This window comes from Streptomyces sp. NPDC003393 (assembly GCF_053589015.1).
In genome coordinates this window covers 71,763-92,754 of the sequence record NZ_JBSFRB010000034.1, presented here as the reverse complement: position 1 = coordinate 92,754, position 20,992 = coordinate 71,763, and the positions used below count along the sequence as shown (strand labels likewise).

At 72.1% G+C, this 20,992-nt stretch carries 14 protein-coding genes and 2 pseudogenes; 5 read left to right on the top strand and 11 right to left on the bottom strand.

The window, feature by feature from the left end:
- Positions 1-19: 19 nt before the first annotated feature.
- Positions 20-1,321 carry a cytochrome P450 gene (locus ACWDUZ_RS27765; RefSeq protein ID WP_451634534.1) on the bottom strand — a complete coding sequence of 434 codons (1,302 nt, stop codon included), beginning with the start codon at positions 1,319-1,321 and terminating at the stop codon, positions 20-22.
- Between the two features lie 57 nt (positions 1,322-1,378).
- On the bottom strand, positions 1,379-2,176 hold the full coding sequence (locus ACWDUZ_RS27760; protein WP_451634543.1) for an N-formylglutamate amidohydrolase: 798 nt from the start codon (positions 2,174-2,176) through the stop codon (positions 1,379-1,381).
- Positions 2,177-2,210: 34 nt separating this feature from the next.
- On the opposite strand from ACWDUZ_RS27760, the gene ACWDUZ_RS27755 reads away from it, so the two are divergent.
- Complete coding sequence (locus tag ACWDUZ_RS27755) at positions 2,211-2,555, top strand: DUF5713 family protein (RefSeq protein ID WP_451634533.1); 345 nt, start codon at positions 2,211-2,213, stop codon at positions 2,553-2,555.
- Between the two features lie 132 nt (positions 2,556-2,687).
- Here the strand turns inward: ACWDUZ_RS27755 and ACWDUZ_RS27750 are convergent, their stop codons facing one another.
- The 4 genes and pseudogenes from ACWDUZ_RS27750 to ACWDUZ_RS27735 all read right to left on the bottom strand — a co-directional run bounded on the left by ACWDUZ_RS27750 (position 2,688) and on the right by ACWDUZ_RS27735 (position 7,747).
- Positions 2,688-4,907 carry an NADP-dependent isocitrate dehydrogenase gene (locus ACWDUZ_RS27750; RefSeq protein ID WP_451634532.1) on the bottom strand — a complete coding sequence of 740 codons (2,220 nt, stop codon included), beginning with the start codon at positions 4,905-4,907 and terminating at the stop codon, positions 2,688-2,690.
- A 122-nt stretch (positions 4,908-5,029) separates the two neighbouring features.
- Entirely contained in the window at positions 5,030-5,476 is a 447-nt protein-coding gene (locus ACWDUZ_RS27745; RefSeq protein WP_451634531.1) for a DUF4186 domain-containing protein, read from the bottom strand.
- A gap of 72 nt (positions 5,477-5,548) precedes the next feature.
- Positions 5,549-6,640, bottom strand: coding sequence for a mechanosensitive ion channel family protein (locus ACWDUZ_RS27740; RefSeq protein WP_451634530.1), 1,092 nt, complete (start codon positions 6,638-6,640; stop codon positions 5,549-5,551).
- A 343-nt stretch (positions 6,641-6,983) separates the two neighbouring features.
- Positions 6,984-7,747 (bottom strand): annotated as a pseudogene (locus tag ACWDUZ_RS27735) (crotonase/enoyl-CoA hydratase family protein).
- 201 nt (positions 7,748-7,948) lie between these two features.
- On the opposite strand from ACWDUZ_RS27735, the gene ACWDUZ_RS27730 reads away from it, so the two are divergent.
- Complete coding sequence (locus ACWDUZ_RS27730; protein ID WP_451634542.1) at positions 7,949-9,859, top strand: ABC transporter ATP-binding protein; 1,911 nt, start codon at positions 7,949-7,951, stop codon at positions 9,857-9,859.
- 71 nt (positions 9,860-9,930) lie between these two features.
- Here ACWDUZ_RS27730 and ACWDUZ_RS27725 read toward each other — a convergent pair whose 3' ends face one another.
- From ACWDUZ_RS27725 to ACWDUZ_RS27715, 3 genes are all read right to left on the bottom strand, one after another.
- Entirely contained in the window at positions 9,931-11,232 is a 1,302-nt protein-coding gene (locus ACWDUZ_RS27725; protein WP_451634541.1) for a DUF5933 domain-containing protein, read from the bottom strand.
- 288 nt (positions 11,233-11,520) lie between these two features.
- Positions 11,521-12,792 (bottom strand): MalY/PatB family protein, encoded by a 1,272-nt coding sequence (locus tag ACWDUZ_RS27720; protein ID WP_451634540.1) that lies wholly within the window; start codon positions 12,790-12,792, stop codon positions 11,521-11,523.
- 87 nt (positions 12,793-12,879) lie between these two features.
- The gene (locus tag ACWDUZ_RS27715; RefSeq protein WP_451634529.1) at positions 12,880-13,989 is read right to left on the bottom strand and encodes a YeiH family protein; all 1,110 of its coding nucleotides are present in this window, start codon (positions 13,987-13,989) and stop codon (positions 12,880-12,882) included.
- A gap of 95 nt (positions 13,990-14,084) precedes the next feature.
- Between ACWDUZ_RS27715 and ACWDUZ_RS27710 the strand changes: the two genes are divergently transcribed.
- The 3 genes and pseudogenes from ACWDUZ_RS27710 (at position 14,085) to ACWDUZ_RS27700 (ending at position 17,747) form a co-directional block, all read left to right on the top strand.
- On the top strand, positions 14,085-15,050 hold the full coding sequence (locus ACWDUZ_RS27710) for a LysR family transcriptional regulator (protein WP_451634528.1): 966 nt from the start codon (positions 14,085-14,087) through the stop codon (positions 15,048-15,050).
- A gap of 222 nt (positions 15,051-15,272) precedes the next feature.
- Positions 15,273-15,617 (top strand): annotated as a pseudogene (locus ACWDUZ_RS27705) (glycosyltransferase family 2 protein); the annotation flags it as partial.
- Positions 15,618-16,403: 786 nt separating this feature from the next.
- Positions 16,404-17,747, top strand: coding sequence for a polysialyltransferase family glycosyltransferase (locus tag ACWDUZ_RS27700; RefSeq protein ID WP_451634539.1), 1,344 nt, complete (start codon positions 16,404-16,406; stop codon positions 17,745-17,747).
- Between the two features lie 129 nt (positions 17,748-17,876).
- Here ACWDUZ_RS27700 and katG read toward each other — a convergent pair whose 3' ends face one another.
- Positions 17,877-20,075 carry a catalase/peroxidase HPI gene (gene katG / locus ACWDUZ_RS27695; protein ID WP_451634527.1) on the bottom strand — a complete coding sequence of 733 codons (2,199 nt, stop codon included), beginning with the start codon at positions 20,073-20,075 and terminating at the stop codon, positions 17,877-17,879.
- 377 nt (positions 20,076-20,452) lie between these two features.
- On the bottom strand, positions 20,453-20,890 hold the full coding sequence (locus ACWDUZ_RS27690) for a glutaredoxin domain-containing protein (protein WP_451634526.1): 438 nt from the start codon (positions 20,888-20,890) through the stop codon (positions 20,453-20,455).
- Positions 20,891-20,992: the final 102 nt, after the last annotated feature.

The following is a 20,992-nucleotide window of genomic DNA, read 5'->3' as shown; positions in this document are numbered from 1 at the left end:
ATCCGCACGCCCGGGAACCTCACCAGGTGACCGGCAGGGTCCGCGGGCCGCGGATCATCGTCCGGCGGCGCCAGGCGACCTGGTCCGGCGGAACCGCGAGCCGCAGACCCGGCAACCGGTCCAGCAGCGTGTCCACCATCAGCTCGGTCTGGAGCCGGGCGAGGACCGCGCCCGTGCAGTAGTGCGGGCCGTTGCCGAACGCCAGATGCGGGTTGGGGTCGCGGTCGGGGTCGATCACGTCCGGGTCCGGGAAGACGTCCGGGTCACGGTTGGCGGCCAGGTAGGAGACGTAGACGGGCTCGCCGGCGGCGATGCGTACCCCGTGCACCTCGACGTCCTCCAGCGCGATCCGGGCCAGGCCCACGGTGCTGCGGTGCGGGATGTAGCGCAGCAGCTCGTCCAGGACCTGGCCGCGCGCCCCGCGCCGCTGCCGCATCCGCGCCATCAGCTCGGGCCGGGTCAGCATCAGGTACAGCATCTGGCCGCAGTTGTGGGTGACGGCCTCCCCGCCGATCTGCAGCGGCCCGGCCAGGCCCACGGCCTCCTCCTCGGAGATCTCGCCCCGGCCGACGGCCGCACCGAGCAGCGACAGCACGTCCTGGTCGGTGCTGTCCCGGCGGGCGCGGATCGTGGCGGCGATCCACTCGTACATGCCCTCCTTGGCCCGGTCGGCGGCCTCCGCCCCGCCGGACGTGGAGATGATCTGCCGGGTCCAGGCGTGCACCTGCTCCCGTTCGCCGGCCGGCACCCCCATCACCTCGGCGACCACCGTGATCGGGAACGGTTCCAGCACCCGCTCGACCAGGTCCGCCGGCGGACCGTCCCGCTGCATCGCGTCCACCAGCTCGTCCAGCAGTTGCTGCGCCCGGGGCCGCAGCCGCTTCATCGCGCCGACCGTGAAGGCCCCGGCGACCGGCTTGCGCAGCCGGTTGTGGTCGGGCTGGTCGGCCCAGGCCAGCGAGCCGGGGCGCGGCTTGAAGTGCGGAGCCAGCCGGGTGACCTGGCGCCGGGTGACCTCCGTGCGGCTGAACCGCGGATCATTGGTGACCAGCCGGACGTCGTCGTAGCGGGTGGCCAGCCACGCCCAGCCCTCGCCGTGGGGGAGCCGGACACGGGTGATCGGGCCCTCGCGCATCAGCTCAGCGAGCACCGGATCGAATCGGGTGCCCTCCAGGTCGAGCGCGGGCCACTCCCGCACCGGGGGCGGAGCCGGCCGCTCGGCGGGGGGCGGAGCCGGGCGTTCCACGGGCGACGGCGTCACCCCGGCCGGCGAGGCCGACGCCGGTCCGGCGGGGGAGGACGTGGTGGTCTCCTGCGTCATACGTCAACCCTTGCCGCTCCCCGGCCGGTTGTCGCGCCGGAGTGCTCCAGCCGGAGGTCAGCCGTCCAGGCCGTCGACGAGGGCGGCCAGCGCCTCCGCGAGCCGGACGAGACCGGGGCCCGCGGGGCCGCCCGGCTCGGTCATGTACGTGTCCCTGCGGATCTCGACCATCAGGGCACCGACCCGTGCGTCACGGCCGTAGTACTCCAGCGGCACGTAGGTCCCGGCGAACGGGCTGTTCAGGCCTGTCTCGCCGAGGGCCCCGAAGGCCTTCAGGGCCCGCGTCACCAGCTCCGCCGGCGTGTGGAAGGCGTCGGTGCCCAGGCACACGGCCGGCCGGGGGCCCGCGCCGTGCAGTTCGTAGGGCAGGGCTGTGGCCGGGTAGGAGTGGACGTCGACGATCACGGCCCGGCCGGTGGCGGCGAGCCGGCCCGCGACGGCCTCCGTCATGGCGCGGGCGTAGGGGTGGAACCAGCGGTCGAGCAGCGGTTCCGGGTCGGTGTCCGCGGGCCGCAGCTCCTCGCGGTGCGTGGTGTGCGTGTACACCGCGCCCATGCCGACCGCGGTCATCTCCTCCCGCTCGTCCGGGAACCGCTCCGGGTCGACGACCAGCCGGGAGAGCCGGTTGACGAACCGCCACGGCGTGACGCCGGCCAGCCGGGCCGCCTCTTCGGCGATCTCGGCGGTGTGCGCGTCGGTGATGTGGTCCAGCTCCCGCGCGAGCGCGAGGTCGTCGAGGACGATGCCGTCGCGCACGTCGCCCGGTATCTCCCGCGCGGAGTGCGGCACATGCAGGATCACGGGCGATCCGGCGGCGCCGGGCAGCAGCTCGAAGGAGGGATCGGCGGGGGGCATACGGCGGCTCCAGGCGTTGTCGGTGGCACGGTGCATGATCAAGGTGCCACATCGGACCGACATCGAAAGGGCGGCGGATCCCCTGCAGATGGAGGACGCGCGGGCCGCCGGGCACCCGTTTCTGCGGGAGCCGTACCGGGACGGCCACTACCCCGACCAGGTGGTCGACCGGAACAGGGACACCCTGCTGTGGCTGTGCGCCCTGACCCACGCGGCGACCGAGGAGTGCAACGATCTGGAGGCCGCCTTCGAGGAGGCCGGCAGCGAGGTCGATACCGTGGCCCGCGAGGCGATGGCCGAGGACGTCGCCTTCGCGGCCGGGATCTACGGCTTTCCCGACGCGGACGTGGAGGTACTGATCGCGCCGCGGGAGTGGTGAACGACGGGGAACGGCTCCGCCCCGGCCGGGCGGTGCGCGGCCGGGGCGGAGCCAGGGGCGTCCGTGGAACTCACCGGGCTCGTGGGACTCGGTGGTCCCGTGGGCACCGGCGGTCCCCAGGGGAGCGAGGCGTCAGCTCAGGGACGCGAGCGCCTCGTTCCAGGTGGCCGACGGGCGCATGACGGCGGCGGCCTTGGCCGGGTCGGGCTGGTAGTAGCCGCCGATGTCGGCCGGCTTGCCCTGGACGGCGATCAGCTCCTCGACGATCTTCTGCTCGTTGGCGGCGAGCGCCTCGGCGAGCGGCGCGAAGGCCTTGGCCAGGTCGGCGTCCTCGGTCTGCCGGGCCAGCTCCTGCGCCCAGTACAGGGACAGGTAGAAGTGGCTGCCGCGGTTGTCGATGCCGCCGACGCGACGGGTCGGGGACTTGTCCTCGTTGAGGAAGGTCGCCGTGGCGCGGTCGAGGGTGTCGGCGAGGACCTTGGCGCGGGCGTTGCCGGTGGCGCCGGCGTACTGCTCGAGGGACGGCACCAGGGCGAAGAACTCACCGAGGGAGTCCCAGCGCAGGTAGTTCTCCTTGATGAGCTGCTGCACGTGCTTGGGCGCGGAGCCGCCGGCGCCGGTCTCGAACAGGCCGCCGCCCGCCATCAGCGGGACGACCGACAGCATCTTGGCGCTGGTGCCCAGCTCCAGGATCGGGAAGAGGTCGGTCAGGTAGTCGCGCAGCACGTTGCCGGTGACCGAGATGGTGTTCTCGCCGCGGCGGATGCGCTCCACCGACAGCCTGGTCGCCTCGACCGGGTTCAGGATCCGGATGTCCAGGCCCTCGGTGTCGTGCTCCGGCAGGTACTGCTGGACCTTGGCGATCAGGTTGGCGTCGTGGGCGCGGTTCTCGTCCAGCCAGAACACGGCCGGGTCGCCGGTGGCACGGGCGCGGGTGACGGCCAGCTTCACCCAGTCCTTGATCGGGAGGTCCTTGGTCTGGCAGGCGCGGAAGACGTCACCGGCGGAGACGGTCTGCTCCAGGACGGCGTTGCCGGCCTGGTCGACCAGGCGGACGGTGCCCGTGACCGGGATCTCGAACGTCTTGTCGTGGCTGCCGTACTCCTCGGCCTTCTGCGCCATCAGGCCCACGTTCGGCACGGAGCCCATGGTCGAGGGGTCGAAGGCGCCGTGGGCGCGGCAGTCCTCGATGACGGCCTGGTAGACGCCCGCGTAGCTGGAGTCGGGCAGGACCGCGAGGGTGTCGTGCTCCTGGCCGTCCGGGCCCCACATGTGGCCGGATGTGCGGATCATGGCCGGCATGGAGGCGTCCACGATCACGTCGGAGGGGACGTGCAGGTTGGTGATGCCCTTGTCGGAGTCGACCATCGCGAGGGTCGGGCCCTCGGCCAGCTCGGCGTCGAAGGAGGCCTTGATCTCGTCGCCGTTCGGCAGGTTCTCCAGGCCCTTGAAGATGCCGCCCAGGCCGTCGTTCGGGGTCAGGCCGGCCGAGGCGAACGTCTCGGCGTACTTCGCGAACGTCTTCGGGAAGAAGGCGCGCACCACGTGACCGAAGATGATCGGGTCGGAGACCTTCATCATCGTGGCCTTCAGGTGCACGGAGAACAGCACGTCCTCCTGCTTGGCGCGGGCGACCTGCGCGGTGAGGAACTCGCGCAGCGCGGCGACGCGCATCACGGCGGCGTCGACGACCTCACCGGCCGTGACCGGGACCGACTCGCGCAGCACCGTGGTGGAGCCGTCGTCGCCGATCAGCTCGATGCGCAGGGCGCCGTCCTCGGCGATCACGGCGGACTTCTCGGTGGAGCGGAAGTCGTCCGCGCCCATGGTCGCCACGTTGGTCTTGGACTCGGCGGTCCAGGCGCCCATGCGGTGCGGGTGGGCCTTGGCGTAGTTCTTCACCGAGGCGGGGGCGCGGCGGTCGGAGTTGCCCTCGCGCAGGACCGGGTTCACCGCGGAGCCCTTGACCTTGTCGTAGCGGGCGCGGATGTCGCGCTCCTCGTCGGTCTTGGGGTCGTCCGGGTAGTCCGGCAGCGCGTAGCCCTTGCCCTGCAGCTCGGCGATGGCGGCCCTCAGCTGCGGGATGGAGGCCGAGATGTTCGGCAGCTTGATGATGTTGGCCTCGGGCGTCCTGGCCAGCTCGCCCAGCTCGGACAGCGCGTCGGGAATCCGCTGGTCCTCGGTCAGGTACTCCGGGAACACCGCGATGATGCGCCCGGCCAGCGAGATGTCACGGGTCTCCACAGCCACACCCGCCTGCCCGGCGTAGGCCTGGACCACCGGCAGGAAGGAATACGTCGCCAGGGCCGGGGCCTCGTCAGTGTGTGTGTAGATGATGGTCGAGTCAGTCACCGGGTGCTCCGCTCCACGTCTGCAACATTGCTCGACATCAAGATATCTCGTGATCGCCCCTTGCTCGACAGGGGCCCGGGGGCGGCCACGCCGGCGATGCGAACCGCCGTGCTCCGCCCCGCTCAGCCGCCGGCCACCTCGCGCTCGATCCAGCGGCAGATCACGTCCACCACGTACCCGAGCTCCGCGCGGCTCAGCCGCCGTCCCTCGGGGATCCCGTGCCACGTGCGCAGGCAACCGCGGCAGCACGTCGCGGTCGCGTGCTGGGCGACGAAGACGGGGTGGCCCCGGTACGGCGTCTGCCTGCCGTCCTTGTACGGCGCGGCCGGCGCCAGCCGGCGGGCGACGAGGTCCCGCGCGTGCCACCGCAGCGTGGCCGGACCCCGCAGCTCCGCGGTGACCCGGTCCGGCCCGCGCAGGTGGAACTTCGCGCGGAACGGCTGCCGCGCGATCGCGTCCAGCCGCTGGTCGAGCGACCGGGCGGCCGGGTCCGCCGATGTGGGCCGGCGATCGGCCGGCGCGGGGTACGGGCCGGACGGTGGTGTGGGGGAGGGGTCGGCGGTCGTCATGCCGTCTTCGAGCATAGGACCGTCCAGGGCGGGATTGCCCGGGAGCCGCCCGGGAGCCTATCGGGACGGCCCTCAGCCCAGGGCCGTGGCGGCTGTCCCCGCCTCCTCGCCGCTGCGCTGCTGTGGGATCACCGCCGGGCCCTGCTGGAAGGCCACCGTGCGGGTGGGGGCCGGGATGGTGATGCCCTCCTCGCGGTAGCGCCTGTGCAGGCGCTTGATGAACTCGTGCTTGATCCGGTACTGGTCGCTGAACTCGCCCACGCCCAGGACGACCGTGAAGCCGATCCGGAAATCGCCGAAGGTGTGGAACCGGATGGCGGGCTCGTGCTCGGGGAGGGCGCCGGTGATCTCGGTCATCACCTCGGCGACCACCTCCGAGGTCACCTTCTCCACGTGCTCCAGATCGCTGTCGTAACCGACCCCCACCTGCACCAGCACCGTCTGCTGCTGCTCGGGCCGGGTGTAGTTGGTCATGTTCGTCTTCGCGAGCTGCCCGTTGGGGACGACGACCAGGTTGTTGGAGAGCTGGCGGACCGTGGTCTGCCTCCAGTTGATGTCCTCCACATAGCCCTCCTCGCCGGTGCTCAGCCGGATGTAGTCCCCGGGCTGGACGGTCTTGGAGGCGAGGATGTGCACGCCGGCGAACAGGTTGGCCAGCGTGTCCTGGAGGGCGAGCGCGACCGCGAGGCCGCCCACGCCCAGTGCGGTGAGCAACGGCGCGATGGAGACGCCCAGCGTCTGGAGCACCACCAGGAAGCCGATGGCCAGCACCAGGATCCGGGTGATGTTGACGAAGATCGTCGCCGACCCGGCCACCCCGGAGCGCGACTGCGTCACCGTCTGCACCAGCCCCGAGATCACCCGGGCCGCGGAGAGGGTGACCACGAAGATCATCAGCACGGTCAGGATCTGGTTCGCGTGGTGCTGCACCGTACGGGTCAGCGGCAGCACCGCGGCCGCCGACGCCGCGCCGCCCGCGATCGCCGACCACGGCACCACCGTGCGCAGCGCGTCCACGATGATGTCGTCACCGCTCCACCGGGTCCGTTTGGCGTGCTTGGCCAGCCAGCGCAGCAGCGTGCGCGAGAGGAACGCGGCCGCCAGGCCCGCGGCCACGGCGATGCCGGCGAGGATGAGATCGTCCAGGGTCACGGCGCGGTTCATCATCGGTCACCTCCGGGGAGACGTACTGCGGCGCACGAGGCCTCCGGCGGCCGGATGTGAGGTTGCGTCACGTTTCACCTGCTCGATCACGGGATGTGCGAGCGCGCCGGACCCGACAGTCCCGGTCGGGGGGACGGTGTCCGGCGTGCTCGCCCATCTTGCCTTATCCCGTACGGCAGTTCGCACGCCGACGGCCCGTCGGACGATCTTTTGGCCGGCGCGGCCCGATCGCGCGCCGTGCCGTACGCGGCGGCGGTGGGCGTTCCGTACGAGCGGCGGGCGGCGTACCACCGCACACCGCCCGGTCCGCATCGCCGTCGGCGGGCACGGCGGACACGCTGTCTCAGCGTTCCCGGAACGCCCCGTGCCGTCCCGCCCCCGCCGCGAACCGCGCCGCGCCCTCCAGGCTCTCCGACAGCACGCCCATGCCGTGCTCGAGTTCAGCGCGCAGGGCCGCCTCCTCTTCCAGCCCCTCCTGGTCCAGCGCCGAGGCCCGGTCGGAGCGCAGGCACGCCTGGGGGAACCGGGCGATCGAGGCGGCCAGTTCCTCCGCCGCGGCGCGGGCCCGGCCGCTGGGGACGATCCGGTTGGCCAGCCCCATGTCGTACGCCTCCAGGGCCGGCACCGGCCGTCCCGTGAGGATCATGTCCATGGCGCGGCCGGCGCCGATCAGCCGGGGCAGCCGGACCGTGCCGCCGTCGATCAGCGGCACACCCCACCGGCGGCAGAACACCCCGAACACGGCGTCCTCCTCGGCCACCCGCAGATCGCACCACAGCGCCAGCTCCAGCCCGCCGGCCACGGCGTGCCCGGCGACCGCCGCGACCACCGGCTTGGACAGCCGCATCCGGGTCGGGCCCATGGGCCGTCGCCGTCCTCGGCGACCCGGTTGCCCCGTTCGGTGCCGATCGCCTTCAGGTCCGCGCCCGCGCAGAACGTGCCGCCCTCGCCCCACAGCACGGCCACCCTGGCCTCCTGATCGTCCTCGAACTCCCGGAAGGCCGCCGCGAGTTCGGCGGCGGTCGGACCGTCCACCGCGTTACGGGCCCCGGGCCGGGAGAGGACGACCGTGGTGACATACCCCTGACGTTCGACGCGCACCGCCATGGTGAAGATCCCTTTCTCCTCGGCTTCTGCCGTCGTCGTCGCCGACGGGAGAGGGAAGACTATCCGCCCCGTGCGTGCCGCCCCGTGCGTCCGCCCGGCCGACAGCCGGACTCGCCAATCCGGCCCGCCGTGTTCGGTCGCCCGTCCACCAGGACGATTGACCTCAACGTTGGTCGAGGTTCTAGGTTTGCTCCCATGAGCATGGAGACCACCGCATGGACGCAGCTGCACAGCGTCATGACCGCCCAGCAGGAGCGCCGTCCGCTCGCCGTCGCGACGCTGCGCCGCATCGGCGCGTTCGCCCGCCCCCACCGTCGCCGTATCGCGCGCTTCGTCGCCCTGGGGGTGGTGACCGCGCTGCTCGCCGTGGCGACCCCGGTACTGGCCGGCCGCGTCGTGGACGCGATCGTGGCCGGAGCCGATCAGGGCAGGGTCGTCCGCCTGGCCCTGCTCATCGCCCTGATCGCGATCGCCGAGGCCGTCTTCGGCATCCTCGGCAGACGCCTGTCGGCGACGCTCGGCGAAGGGCTCATCCTCGATCTGCGGACGGCCGTCTTCGACCATGTGCAGCGCATGCCGGTCGCGTTCTTCACCCGCACCCGCACCGGAGCCCTGGTGTCCCGGCTCAACAACGACGTCATCGGCGCCCAGCGCGCCTTCAGCAACACGTTGTCCGGTGTGGTGAGCAACGTCGTCACACTGCTGCTGACCCTCGTCGTGATGCTGACCCTGTCCTGGCAGATCACGCTGCTCGCGCTGGCGCTGCTGCCGGTGTTCGTGGTGCCGGCCCGGCGCATGGGCAGCCGGATGGCCCGCATGCAGCGCGAGGCGGCCGCGCTGAACGCGGCGATGAGCACCCGGATGACGGAGCGGTTCTCGGCACCCGGCGCCACCCTCGTCAAGCTTTTCGGCCGACCCGATCAGGAGTCGGTGGAGTTCGCCGCCCGCGCCGGCCGGGTCCGGGACATCGGCGTCCGTACGGCCACGGCGCAGCAGGCGTTCATCACCTCCCTGACCCTGGTGTCCTCGCTGGCGCTCGCCCTGGTCTACGGTCTCGGCGGTTTCTTCGCGCTGCGCGGCACCCTGGAGGCGGGCGCCGTCGTCTCGCTCGCGTTGCTGCTCACCCGGCTCTACGCGCCGCTCACCGCGCTCGCCGGGGCGCGCGTGGAGGTGATGAGTGCCCTGGTCAGCTTCGAGCGGGTTTTCGAAGTGCTCGACCTCGAGCCGCTGATCGTGGAGAAGCCGGACGCCCGCGAGGTGCCCGACGGCCCGGTCGCGGTGGAGTTCGACGGTGTGCGCTTCGGCTATCCGTCCGCCGACAAGGTCTCCCTCGCCTCACTGGAGGAGGTCGCGAGCCTGGACACCCGCGGCGGCGCCGAGGTCCTGCACGGCATCTCCTTCCGCGCCGAACCGGGGCAGACCGTCGCTCTGGTCGGCTCCTCCGGCGCCGGCAAGTCCACCATCGCGCAGCTGCTGCCGCGCCTGTACGACGTCGACGAGGGCGCCGTACGCATCGGCGGCGTCGACGTACGCGATCTGAGCGCCGCCTCCCTGCGGTCCACCCTCGGCATGGTCACCCAGGACGGCCACCTCTTCCACGACTCCGTCCGCGCCAACCTGCTGCTGGCCCGGCCCGCCGCGAGCGACGAGGACCTGTGGGACGCCCTGCGCCGGGCCCGCCTGGACGACCTCGTCCGCTCCCTGCCCGACGGCCTGGACACCGTCGTCGGCGAACGCGGATACCGGCTCTCCGGCGGCGAACGCCAGCGCATGACCATCGCCCGGCTGCTGCTGGCACGCCAGCGGGTCGTCATCCTCGACGAGGCCACCGCCCACCTGGACAACACCTCCGAGGCGGCCGTCCAGGAGGCCCTGGCCGAGGCGCTGGTGGGCCGTACGGCGGTGGTGATCGCCCACCGGCTGTCCACGGTGCGCGCCGCGGACCTCATCCTGGTCGTCGAGGCGGGGCAGATCGTCGAACGCGGCACCCACGAGGAACTCCTGGCGGCCGGTGGCCGCTACGCGGAGCTGTACCGCACCCAGTTCGAACAGCAGCCGCACCACGGGCTGCCCGGCCTCGCCGAGGGCGAGGCGGAGGAGGCGGTGGCGTAGCCGCGGTCCGGGGCGGCACCTCGGCACCGGCACCTCGGCACCGCCACGATCGCTTCCGGTGCCGGCGTCCCTCACACGAGGCCGGGCTGCGGTTCCGCGGGCTGCGGCTCCGGTTGCGGCGCCGACGCGGCGTCCGGGTCCCAGGACCTGGTGGTCCGCACGTATGCGGAGATCACCGAGGCCGTCGCCAGCAGGAGCAGCGGCCCGAACACCCAGGGATGTGCGGCCATCTGCTCCGGCAGCCAGCGGTACGACACCAGGAGCGCGGCGAAGACCGCCGTGCCGTAGCCGACCAGCTGGACGCTCGACCGGTCCCAGCCACGGGCGAACGAGCGCATCGCCGCCTCGATCGTGAGCGCGAACACCACGCCGGCGATGACGTCCGCGCCGTAGTGGTAGCCGAAGCCCAGCGTCGCGGTGACGGTCGCGGCCAGCCAGAACGTGCCCGCGAAGCGCATGGCGCGTGAGCCCTTGCGGGAGTGGACGAAGAGCGTGGTGGCCCAGGCCGTGTGCAGGCTGGGCATGCAGTTGCGCGGGGTGATCTCGTCGAACGGCATCGCGTGCGGCGTGCTGAGCGGCGGTACGGTGTCCGGCCACAGGTCGGCCAGCGCCCAGTGGCCGCCACCGGTGCCGAACGCGCCGGTGCCGTAGGCGAAGACCGGTCCGACGACCGGGAAGACCATGTAGATGGCCGGCCCGAGCAGACCGATCACCAGGAAGGTGCGCACCAGGTGGTGGCCCGGGAACCGTCGGTCGCGGGCCACGTGGCGCAGCTGGTACAGCGCGACGAGGGCCGCCGCCAGCGGGAGCTGGCCGTAGACGAGGTGGAGGAGCTGCGCCCCGACCGGCCCGGTGGCGTCGACGAGCTGCCCGACCAGCCACGACGGGTCACCCAGGGCGTGATCGGCGGTCGCCACGTACGGGTCCAGCACCGTCGGGCGGGTCTTGGAGGTGATCAGAAGCCAGGTGTCGCCCGTCTTGTGACCGGCCACCAGCAGCATGCCCAGCCCGACGCCCTTCAGCAGCAGCATCCGCTCCGCGCCGGTACGGCGCGTGACGGCGACGACCACCCAGCCGAGGATCACCCACAGCGCCCCGTTGCCGAAGCTCAGCTCGGCGCCGGCGGCCCACCGCACGAGCAGGAGGACCACGTCGACGCCGACCGCGACGGCGGCCGAGACGAGCCGCTGCCGCCAGGTGAGCACCACCATCATCAACGCCAGACCGGCGTAGAGCAGGGGCCCCGAATGAGGAGCGAATATGACCTCTCGCGTCAGATGGGTGACCGGCCCCGGCAGGCCGTAGCGGCGTGCGGCATATTCCAGCGCGATGAGGAACCCGGCGACCGCCACACCCGCCGCGCCCCACAGCATCACGCGCGGCCGACGCCACACGGAGAGCTCGGAGCCGCCGTCTCTTCGCGAGGGTATTCGCTTGTGCGTGTCTTCCAATTGTTCGACTCATTCGGGTAGGTGGCGGACAAAAGGATATGAATTATGCCGGATGGCCCGATTTACCGGTGAAGAATGGGCGTTGGGCGATCATAGGTTCGAACATGCTAACGGTACGGTGTGCCGGTTTCACGGGCTCCGCTCCCCCTACGTCCCCAGCCCGGCTCCGGGCCTCCGGCCGGCCGCTCGCTCCCGCCGAGCCGCCCGCGATCAACGCATCCGGTGCGCATGGGAGGCGGCGGCGCGTCCCATCCGGGCGACCGCCTCGGTGAGGACGGAGCGGGAGGTCGCGAAGTTCAGACGGACGTGCCCCGTCCCTCCCGTTCCGAAGATGTGTCCGGAGGACAGGGCCACCCTGGCGTGCTCGAGGAACATCCGTGCCGGGCCGGCCAGGTCGGTGACCACCGCGAGGCCGTCGGCGCCGTCCTCCGGGACGAGGCCGAGGGACCGGCAGTCGAGCCAGGCCAGATAGGTTCCCTCCGGCCGCGTGTATCCGAACCCGGGCAGGTGCTCGGCGACGAGCCGGCCCAGCAGGTCGCGGTTCGCGTCGAGGCCTGTCAGCAGCGCGTCGAGCCACCGGTCTCCGTGGCGGTAGGCCGCCGTGTGGGCGATCACGCCCAGGTAGCTGGCGCCGTGCTGCACCTCCTCCGGCATCCGACGCAGATCACCGGCCGCCTCGGGTCCGGCGAGGGCGAGGGCGGCCTTGATGCCGGCGAGGTTCCAGCCCTTGGTCGCCGACATCAGCGAGAAGGCGTTCGCGGCCCCGGGGACGCTCAGGTACGGAGTGAACGTGGCGCCCGGCAGCACGAGCGGGGCGTGGATCTCGTCGGCGACCACACGCACCCCGTACCGCCGGGCCAGCGCCGCCACGGCGGTGAGCTCCGCCGCGGTGTGGACCGTGCCGGTCGGATTGTGCGGATTGCTGAGCAGATACGCGATCGCGCCCTTGCCGCTGCGCCGCCGGAGACGCCGGAACGTCTCCTCCAGCGTTTCCGGGTCGATCCGAAGGTCCGGCCCGAGGGGCGCCTCGACGATCCGGCGGTCGTCATGGGTGACGAAGGCGTAGAACGGCGCGTACACCGGAGAGTTCACGACGACCGGATCCCCGGGCTCGGTGACCAGCCTCATCACCTGGACCGCACCCGTCATCACGTCCGGGATCACGGCGGCGCGCTCGACCGCGACCCCGTCCCACTTCCAGCGCCGCGCGGCGAAGCCCGCCAGTGACTCGGCGAACTCGGTGCCGACGGGGTAGCCGGTGTCACCGGTGTCGACGGCCGCGTGCAGCGCGTCGGCGACCTCCGGTGCGAGCCGCACATCCATCTCCGCCACCCACAGGGGCAGGACGTCCGCCGGATGCGTGCGCCACTTCATGCTCCCGCGTCGGCGCAGCTGCTCCAGGGACAGCTCCTCGAGGGGGTTCGCACACTCTTCGGCCTCAGCGTCCGCGTCCGCGGAGCCGCGCCCTCCCACGGCAGTCATCTTCAGCATTGGACCCTCATCCCGATCTCGGCGCAAGAGCCCGGAGGCCCGGTCGTGGTCGTCGGTCCGGGATCGTCCGCGTGACGGTCACAGGTGCCGGGTCAGGAACTGGAGCGCCAGGCTGGTGGCGGACACGACCAGCCACAGGCAGCCCCCGAGCAGCAGGGGCGCGGGGCCGGTCCGGCGCAGCCTGGAGGGTTCGGTGGACAGGCCGATCGCGGACAGGGCGACGGTGATGAGGAAGACAGCGAGCGTGCTGAGCGGGCCGTGGGCGGCGGACGGCACGAGCCCCGCGGTGTTCGCGGCGGCGAGCGCGAGGAAGCCGGTGAGGAACCAGGGCACGAGCCGGCCGACGCGCACCGGGCCGGGCAGGCTCCCCCCGGAGCCCGCCGCACCGGCGCCGGCAGACGCGTCGGCGGTCCGTGCGCGGCGGCGGGCGAGGGCGGCCAGGCCCAGGCAGACCGGGATGATCAGCAGCGTCCGGGCCAGCTTGACCACCACCGCGTAGTCGGCCGCCGGACCACCGTAGGTGGTGGCGGCGGCGACCACCGACGACATGTCGTTGACCGCGGTGCCGGCGAACAGGCCGAAGGCGTGCTGCCCCATGCCCAGCAGATGCCCGAGGACGGGGAAGGCCAGGACCGCGGCGACGTTGAACACGAAGATCGTGGAGACGGCGTAGGCCACCTCCGCCTCGGCCGCACCGATGACCGGAGTGACCGCGGCGATCGCGGAGGCACCGCACACGCCGGTGCCCACGCCGATCAGGGTGCGCAGGTCACCGACGACACCCAGGCGCCGTCCGATCCAGTACGCCGACGCCAGGCAGACCGCGAGGGTCCCGATCATCACCGGCAACGAGCCGACGCCGACCCGGAGCACCTGGCCCAGGGACAGCTGCGCGCCCAGGATCACCACGGCGGCCTGGAGGATCCCGCGTCCGGCGAAGGCGATGCCCGGCCGCGTCCGGTCCCCCGGCCGCACGGCGACCGCCACCAGCACCCCGAGCACGATGCCGCTGACCGGCCCGCCGACGACGGGGACCAGCCGGCCCAGCGCGGTCGCGACCAGGGCGACGGCGACGGCCAACGCCAGCCCGGGAAGCCGGGCGGAGAGCGCGGCGCCGGGCCCGCGGGCGACGACGGGGCGGGGCGGCGGGGTGGTGGTCCCCGACGGGGACAGGCTGGCTTCCTTCATGATCACCACTGTGGTCGGCGCCGCGCCGGGCCTGTAGCCCCCGATCGATCAGGAGGTCATAGCGAAAGCGTATGACCGACTCATACGCTGGCACTGTGACAGACTCCTCCGCCCCGGACCCCCGGACGTTTCCCCTCCCCTTGCGCACCCCCGATCTCGAGTCGCTGCGGCTCCTCGTCCTCGTGGCCGACCTGGGCAGCCTGGGGCGGGCCGCCGAGCGGCTGCGGATCTCCCAGCCGTCCGCCAGCCGACGGCTGTCCACGCTCGAACGCGGGCTGGGCCTGGTACTGGTCGACAGGACCCGCCGCGGCTCCCGGCCGACGCTGGCCGGGCAGATCGTCGCCGGACACGCCCGGCGGGTCCTGGACGAGCTGGACCAGCTGCTCGCCGGGGCGGGCCGGCTGCGTGACCGGCGGGAGGCCGAACTGCGCGTCGCGGCGAGCCTGACCATCGCGGAGTACCTGCTGCCGGTCTGGATCAGCGAGCTGCGCGCCCGCCGGCCGGAGCTCTACGTCGGACTGCAGGTGACCAACAGTGAGCATGTGCCCGAGCTGGTCGAGTCGGGCGAGGCCGACATCGGGTTCATCGAGGGGCCGCGCCTGTCCCGCGTGATGTCCACGCGGCAGGTGGCCGAGGACCGGCTCGTCGTCGTGGTCGACCCCGCTCACCCGTGGGCGCGGCGCCGCGAGCCGCTGTCGGCGCGAGAACTCTCCCGGGCGCCGCTGGTGCTGCGGGAGAGCGGTTCCGGCACGCGGCAGACCCTGGACCGCGCGCTGCACCTGGCCGGCTGCGAACGGGTCCGTCCCCTGGTGGAACTCGGTTCGACGGCCGCCGTGCGCGGCGCGGTGATCGCCGGCACCGGGCCGTCCGTACTGAGCGAGCTGGCCGTCCGCGGAGACATCGCCGAAGGCCGGCTGATCGGCGTGCCCGTCGCGGGCGTCGACCTCACGCGTGACCTGCGCGCGGTGTGGCCGACCGGGCGGCGCCTGGTCGGCCCGGCCGCGGAACTGGTCACGGTCGCCCGCCGGGCGGTCGCCGGCGAACGGCCGGCCCGCGGGTAGGGGAATGCGTGCGGGCGGCGACCCGTCCCTCGACGCAGAGGCTCCGTTCCGACGTCGTGTCCGCGCCGGGTCCGCCGGGCCGCCGTCGACACCTGTGGGGCGAAGGCGATTCGGCAGAGTTCACCGCGACGTCTACGGCCGTTCATGCGCGGGAAACGGAAAGATTTCGGCGACACATAGCCTGTGCGAGTTCCTGGAACAAAGCCCCGGGGGGACCCGCACATGCCCACGCTTTCCGTCATCGTCCCGTGCCACAATGTCGAGAGCTATGTCGCGGAAACGGTACGCAGTCTGGCCGCCAATGCGGACCCCGATGTCGAGTTCCTCCTGATCGACGACCGCTCGACCGACCGCACCGGGCAGATCATCGAGGACATGATCGGCACGCTGCCGAACGCGCGGGCGATCCACCACGAGACCAACCGCGGTGTGGCCCAGGCCCGCAACACCGGACTGGACGAGGCGGCCGGCGACTACGTGACGTTCCTGGACGGGGACGACTGGTACGCCCCCGGCCACCTGCGCGCCATGGTGGACCGCGTCTCCCGCCTCGGCTGCGACTTCGCCCGCACGGACCATGTGCTGGCCACCGGCAGGAAGCGGCAGATCCGGTACGCTCCGGCCCGGCTGCGGGACGTCGTGATGGACCCGCGGGACGGCATCGCGCCCGCCCACATGTCCACCATGGTCGACTACCCCTTCGTCCCGTTCGGCATCTACGGCTCCCACCTCTTCGAGAACGGCGAAGGGCGGTTCGACACGCGGCTGCGTACCGCCGAGGACCGCTTGTGGGTGTGGCGGCTGCATCTGCGGGCCCGCAGTTACGCGGCACTGGGACTGCACGGGGCCTTCTACCGGCGGGGAGTGAGAACGTCCCTCACCCAGATATCCGACACCCGCCAACTGGATTTCATCCCCGCCTACGACACCGTTCTGCGGGAGGTGGCCGCCGATCCGGAGGGCGACCTCTTCCTGCCGAAGGCGGTCCGCACCTATTGCGCGATGATCGCCTTTCACCTGAACAAGGCCGACCGGTACGAGAGCGCGGTGGCCGGACGGCTCAAGGCCGAGTCGACGGCCGCGTTGCGCCGGATGCCGCAGCAGGTCCTCGACGAGACCCTGACGGCGATGGACACCGCCCGGAGCACGCTGCTGCGCCGCCTGCGCGACACCGGGGAGACCCGCCCGGGCCGCACCGCCGCCGCGATCGTCCGGCCCCCGGTCTTCCGCACGCCGCACACCACGCACGACGCCTCCCGTCCCGCCCCGCACACCGCACCCGCCACCGGCTCCGCGGACGTCCCGGATTCCCAGCGTCCCTCCGCTACCGCGCCCGCGCCCGGCCCGCAGCCGGTGCAGATCTTCCAGGTGTCCACGCTGTACGGCGCCGCGACGCTCGCCGCGGCCCTGGACGCCGGTCGGTTCGGTCCCGCGGGACAGGCCCGGCGGGTGCTGCTGCTCACCAACAACGCGGCCGTCCCCGAAGTGGCTCCGCCCCTGTCCGAGATGTCCGGCTACCGGGAGATCGCCGCCCGCTTCGACCAGGTCGAGGACTACAACGAGGCGATCGCCCCGCACCACCCGGCCGGCTGGCAGCCTCGCCCGGACGACGCGCCCCTGTGGGAGCGGGTACTGCGCACCCGGTGGAGGCTCGGCACCGGACCGGTGACGCTCGTGGTGGAGTCCATCCAGGTCAGTCCGGCCCGCAGCCTCGCCGCCGCGTTCCCCGGTGCCCCGGTGCACGTGTACGCCGACGGCCTGATGACCTACGGACCGACTCGAGAGGAGCCGCCGCACTCCGTCGCGGTCCGGGTCCAGCGGCTCCTCCACCTGGACCTGGTGCCCGGTCTGCGGCCCCTGCTGCTCTCGGAGTTCGGCGTCGAGCCCGAACTCGTCCCGCACGACGCCTTCCGCGCGGTGCTGGCCGAACTGTCCCTGGCCGCCGCCGACGACGCGGAGGTGGCGCGGGCGGCCGAGGCTGCACCGACCGCGCTGCTGCTCGGCCAGTACCTGGCCGCCCTGGGCGTCCTCACCGACGAGGAGGAAGAGGACCTGCATGTGCGGATGGTGCGCGCCGCCGCGGCGGCCGGTCACGAGTCGGTGGCCTTCAAGCCGCACCCCTCCGCGCCGGTCGGCCGCTCCGAGGTTCTGGAGCGCGAGGCCGCCAGGGCCGGGGTACGGCTGACGGTGCTGGGCGGCACCGTGCTCGCCGAGGCCTTGTACGCCCGTCTGCCGCTGGAACTGGTGGTCGGCTGCTTCTCCACCGCGATGCTCACCGCCGCCGCGTACCACGGCATACCCGTCGCCCGCGTCGGCACCGAAACGGTGCTGCGGGCACTGACGCCCCATCAGAACAGCAACCGGGTGCCGCTGACGATCGTCGACCACGTCGTGGCCGACCTGGAACGCGGGGCCGCCCCCCGGTTGCCCGAAGCCCCTCCCGGCTGCCAGTCGCTGCTGGAGGCGGTCGGGTACTGCATGCAGCCCGCCCGGTACCCCTGGCTGCGCGCCTCGGCCGAACGGCTGCTGTCGCGGACCGCGCAGGACCCGGACGCCGGCCGAAACGGGCAGTACGGCGTGTACTTCGACACCGAGCGGCTGACCGAACTGAACCTGCCCGGCGGCGGGAAGCGGCACACGCCTCTGCTGCGGCGGGCGCTCGCACGGAGCCGGCGCGCGAGGGCGTCCAGGGCCTGACGGCCGGGCCCGCGCGGGACACGATCCGCCACATGTGTCCCGCGCCGGCCCCCGGACATCCCCGGGTCGCGCCGGGCGTCGGGCGTCCCGCGGGCATGACCGCGGGACGCGGTCGGCGTCGTACCGGCTTCAGCTCCGCAGCAGGTCGAACCGGTCGAGGTTCATCACCTTGTTCCACGCGGCCACGAAGTCCCGCGCGAACTTCTCTCCCGCGTCCTGGGCCGCGTAGACCTCCGAGACCGGGCGGAGCTGGGAGTGCGCACCGAAGACGAGGTCGACGGCGGTGGCGGTCCACCTGACCTCGCCCGTGACGCGATCCCGGCCTTCGAACACGTTCGCGTCCGTGGCCGATGTCTTCCACTCCGTGCCCATGTCGAGCAGGTTCACGAAGAAGTCGTTGGTCAAGCTGCCGGGCCGGTGCGTGAGGACGCCGTGCCGGGACCCCTTGAAACCGGCGTCCAGGGCCCGCATCCCGCCGATCAGCACCGTCATCTCGGGAACGGTCAGCGTCAGCAGATTGGCGCGGTCCAGCATCAGGGTCTCCGGCGACAGCTTCTCGCCCGCCGGAAGACAGTTGCGGAACGCGTCCGCCCTGGGCTCCAGCACGGCGAACGAGGCCGCGTCCGTCTGCTCCTGTGAGGCGTCCGTACGCCCCGGGGCGAACGGGACCACGATGGCGTACCCGGCGTTCCTCGCGGCCTGCTCGACGGCCGCGCACCCGCCGAGGACGATCAGGTCGGCGAGGGAGACTCGCACTCCGTCGGTCCGGGAGGGGTTGAACTCCTCCTGGAGCCGCTCGAGCGTCCGCAGCGTCTCGGTCACCTCCGGGAGGTCGTTGAGCTCCCAGTCCTTCTGCGGCGCGAGCCGGATCCGCGCCCCGTTCGCCCCGCCACGCTTGTCGGTGCCGCGGAAGCTCGCCGCCGCCGCCCAGGCGGTGGTGACCAGCTGGGAGACGGAGAGGCCGGAGGCGAGGATCCGCTCCTTGAGCGCGGCGACGTCCTCGTCCCCCACCAGTTCGTGGTCGACGTCGGGCACGGGGTCCTGCCACAGCTGCGGCTCGGGAACCCATGGCCCGAGGTAACGCGAGACGGGGCCCATGTCGCGGTGCAGCAGCTTGTACCACGCCTTGGCGAAGGCCGTCGCGAGCTCGTCCGGGTTCTCGTGGAACCGCTTCGTGATCGGCCCGTAGACCGGGTCCACCTTCAGCGCGATGTCCGTCGTCAGCATCATGGGGGCGTGCCGCTTCGACGGATCGTGGGCGTCGGGCACGGTGTCCCCGGCCGCGGGGTCCGTGGGAGTCCACTGGTGGGCGCCGGCCGGGCTGCTGGTCAACTCCCAGTCGTACCCGTAGAGGTTGTCCAGGTACCCGTTGTCCCATCGGGTCGGCCGGGTGGTCCAGGCGCCCTCCAGACCGCTGGTGAGCGCGTCGGGGCCCTTGCCGCTTCCGTACGTGTTCCGCCAGCCGAGGCCCTGCTGCTCGATAGGGGCGGCCTCGGGTTCCGGACCGATGTAACGAGGATCGACCGCGCCATGACACTTGCCGAAGGTGTGGCCGCCGACGATGAGCGCGGCCGTCTCCTCGTCGTTCATCGCCATGCGTCCGAACGTCTCGCGGACGTCCCGGGCGGCGGCCATCGGGTCCGGGTTGCCGTTGGGCCCTTCCGGATTGACGTAGATCAACCCCATCTGCACGGCGGCGAACGGACCGGTGAGTTCCCGGTCGCCGCTGTAGCGCTCGTCCCCGAGCCAGGTGTCCTCGGGACCCCAGAAGATCTCCTCGGGTTCCCAGATGTCCTCACGCCCGAAACCGAACCCGAACGTCTTGAACCCCATCGATTCCATGGCGCAGTTCCCGGCGAACACCAGCAGATCGGCCCAGGAGATCTTCCGGCCGTACTTCTGCTTGACCGGCCAGAGCAGACGGCGCGCCTTGTCCAGGCTCGCGTTGTCCGGCCAGCTGTTGAGCGGAGCGAAGCGCTGCGCACCGCTGCCGCCACCGCCGCGGCCGTCGGCGATGCGGTACGTTCCCGCGGAGTGCCAGCTCATCCGGATGAAGAGCGGCCCGTAGTGACCGTAGTCGGCGGGCCACCAGTCCTGGGACGTCGTCATCACCTCGAAGACGTCACGCTTGAGCGCGTCGACGTCGAGGGTCGCGAACTCCTTCGCGTAGTCGAAATCCTCGTCCATCGGATCGCAGGCGGGGGAATGCCGGTGGAGAACCTGAAGGTCCAGCTGATTCGGCCACCAGTCCCGGTTCGTCATGGGCCGCGGGGTCGGCGTGGGTGTCGGGGAGGGGATTGCTGGGTTCTCGCTCTCGCTGCCGGACATGCCCGTCCTTCTTTCTGTCTCGGTGTTCCTCCCGCCGGCTGCCGCTCCTGACGTCGTCGGCCTTGCTGGTGTCGAGCACATCGCCCCACGCAATCAGCGCACCATCGCGTCCACCGGCCGGAAAAAAATCCTGTGCCGCGTCCGTATGGTGGCGCACCGCAGACCACACCTCCATGAAACACGCAGAGCATTCCGTACGACAGACGGGAAAAAGGGAGGCCTTTCCACTCCCGTGCCGACTTCCCGTACAAGCCGAATCGAATACGGGCGCCCCCACGCTCACCGAAGGGGCCGGGCGACCGCGGCCGTGAGCGGGGCATGGCTCGGCCAGTGGGCCTGCACACCGGCGGGCCTCTTCGCCAGGGCGCCACGCCGGGTCACCGGACAGCAGAGAGCTGCTCGCGCACCCACGCGGGATCAGGGTTGGTGTACGGGCGGCCCGCCACGACGACAGTAGGCACGGTCTCGTTGCCGTCGTTGACCGCCCTCACCGCGGCCGCCCCGGCCGGATCGCGCCAGATGTCCACCCAGTGCAACCGGCGAGCACTGCGGCCCAGCCGCATACGCAGCCGCAGGCAGTAGGCACAGCCCGGTCGCCAGTAGACGACGGGCCGGCCGTCGGCCGCGCTGCGCCGTTGTGCCTCCGCCGCGCCGATCGACCTGGGGAACGACAGGGGCGAGTACACGAAGGCGAGCAGCAGGAACCATGCCAGCACTGCCCAGGCCGCATTGGGTTGCCCGCTGAGGACCAGCCCCGTCGCGACGGCTGAGCCACACAACACGAGCATCAGGGGCGGGGTCCAAGCACGCGTCATGGTGAGCCAGACTAGTCGGCGAGCCGGACGATTCGGCAACCGATCCAAGTTTCAGAGGGACTCATGCACCAGATTCCCTCCCAACCAGGCCACGCGGGTCCG

What these genes read in the sequence shown, in the direction of transcription:
- ACWDUZ_RS27725 (WP_451634541.1), bottom strand. Translation starts at nt 11,232, where the DNA reads ATGCTGTGGGGCGCGGCGGGTGTGGCGGTCGCCGGGTTCCTCATCGCG.
- ACWDUZ_RS27715 (WP_451634529.1), bottom strand. Translation starts at nt 13,989, where the DNA reads ATGAAGGAAGCCAGCCTGTCCCCGTCGGGGACCACCACCCCGCCGCCC.
- ACWDUZ_RS27720 (WP_451634540.1), bottom strand. Translation starts at nt 12,792, where the DNA reads ATGACTGCCGTGGGAGGGCGCGGCTCCGCGGACGCGGACGCTGAGGCC.
- ACWDUZ_RS27740 (WP_451634530.1), bottom strand. Translation starts at nt 6,640, where the DNA reads ATGAACCGCGCCGTGACCCTGGACGATCTCATCCTCGCCGGCATCGCC.
- ACWDUZ_RS27690 (WP_451634526.1), bottom strand. Translation starts at nt 20,890, where the DNA reads ATGACGCGTGCTTGGACCCCGCCCCTGATGCTCGTGTTGTGTGGCTCA.
- ACWDUZ_RS27760 (WP_451634543.1), bottom strand. Translation starts at nt 2,176, where the DNA reads ATGCCCCCCGCCGATCCCTCCTTCGAGCTGCTGCCCGGCGCCGCCGGA.
- katG (WP_451634527.1), bottom strand. Translation starts at nt 20,075, where the DNA reads ATGTCCGGCAGCGAGAGCGAGAACCCAGCAATCCCCTCCCCGACACCC.
- ACWDUZ_RS27745 (WP_451634531.1), bottom strand. Translation starts at nt 5,476, where the DNA reads ATGACGACCGCCGACCCCTCCCCCACACCACCGTCCGGCCCGTACCCC.
- ACWDUZ_RS27730 (WP_451634542.1), top strand. Translation starts at nt 7,949, where the DNA reads ATGGAGACCACCGCATGGACGCAGCTGCACAGCGTCATGACCGCCCAG.
- ACWDUZ_RS27765 (WP_451634534.1), bottom strand. Translation starts at nt 1,321, where the DNA reads ATGACGCAGGAGACCACCACGTCCTCCCCCGCCGGACCGGCGTCGGCC.
- ACWDUZ_RS27755 (WP_451634533.1), top strand. Translation starts at nt 2,211, where the DNA reads ATGATCAAGGTGCCACATCGGACCGACATCGAAAGGGCGGCGGATCCC.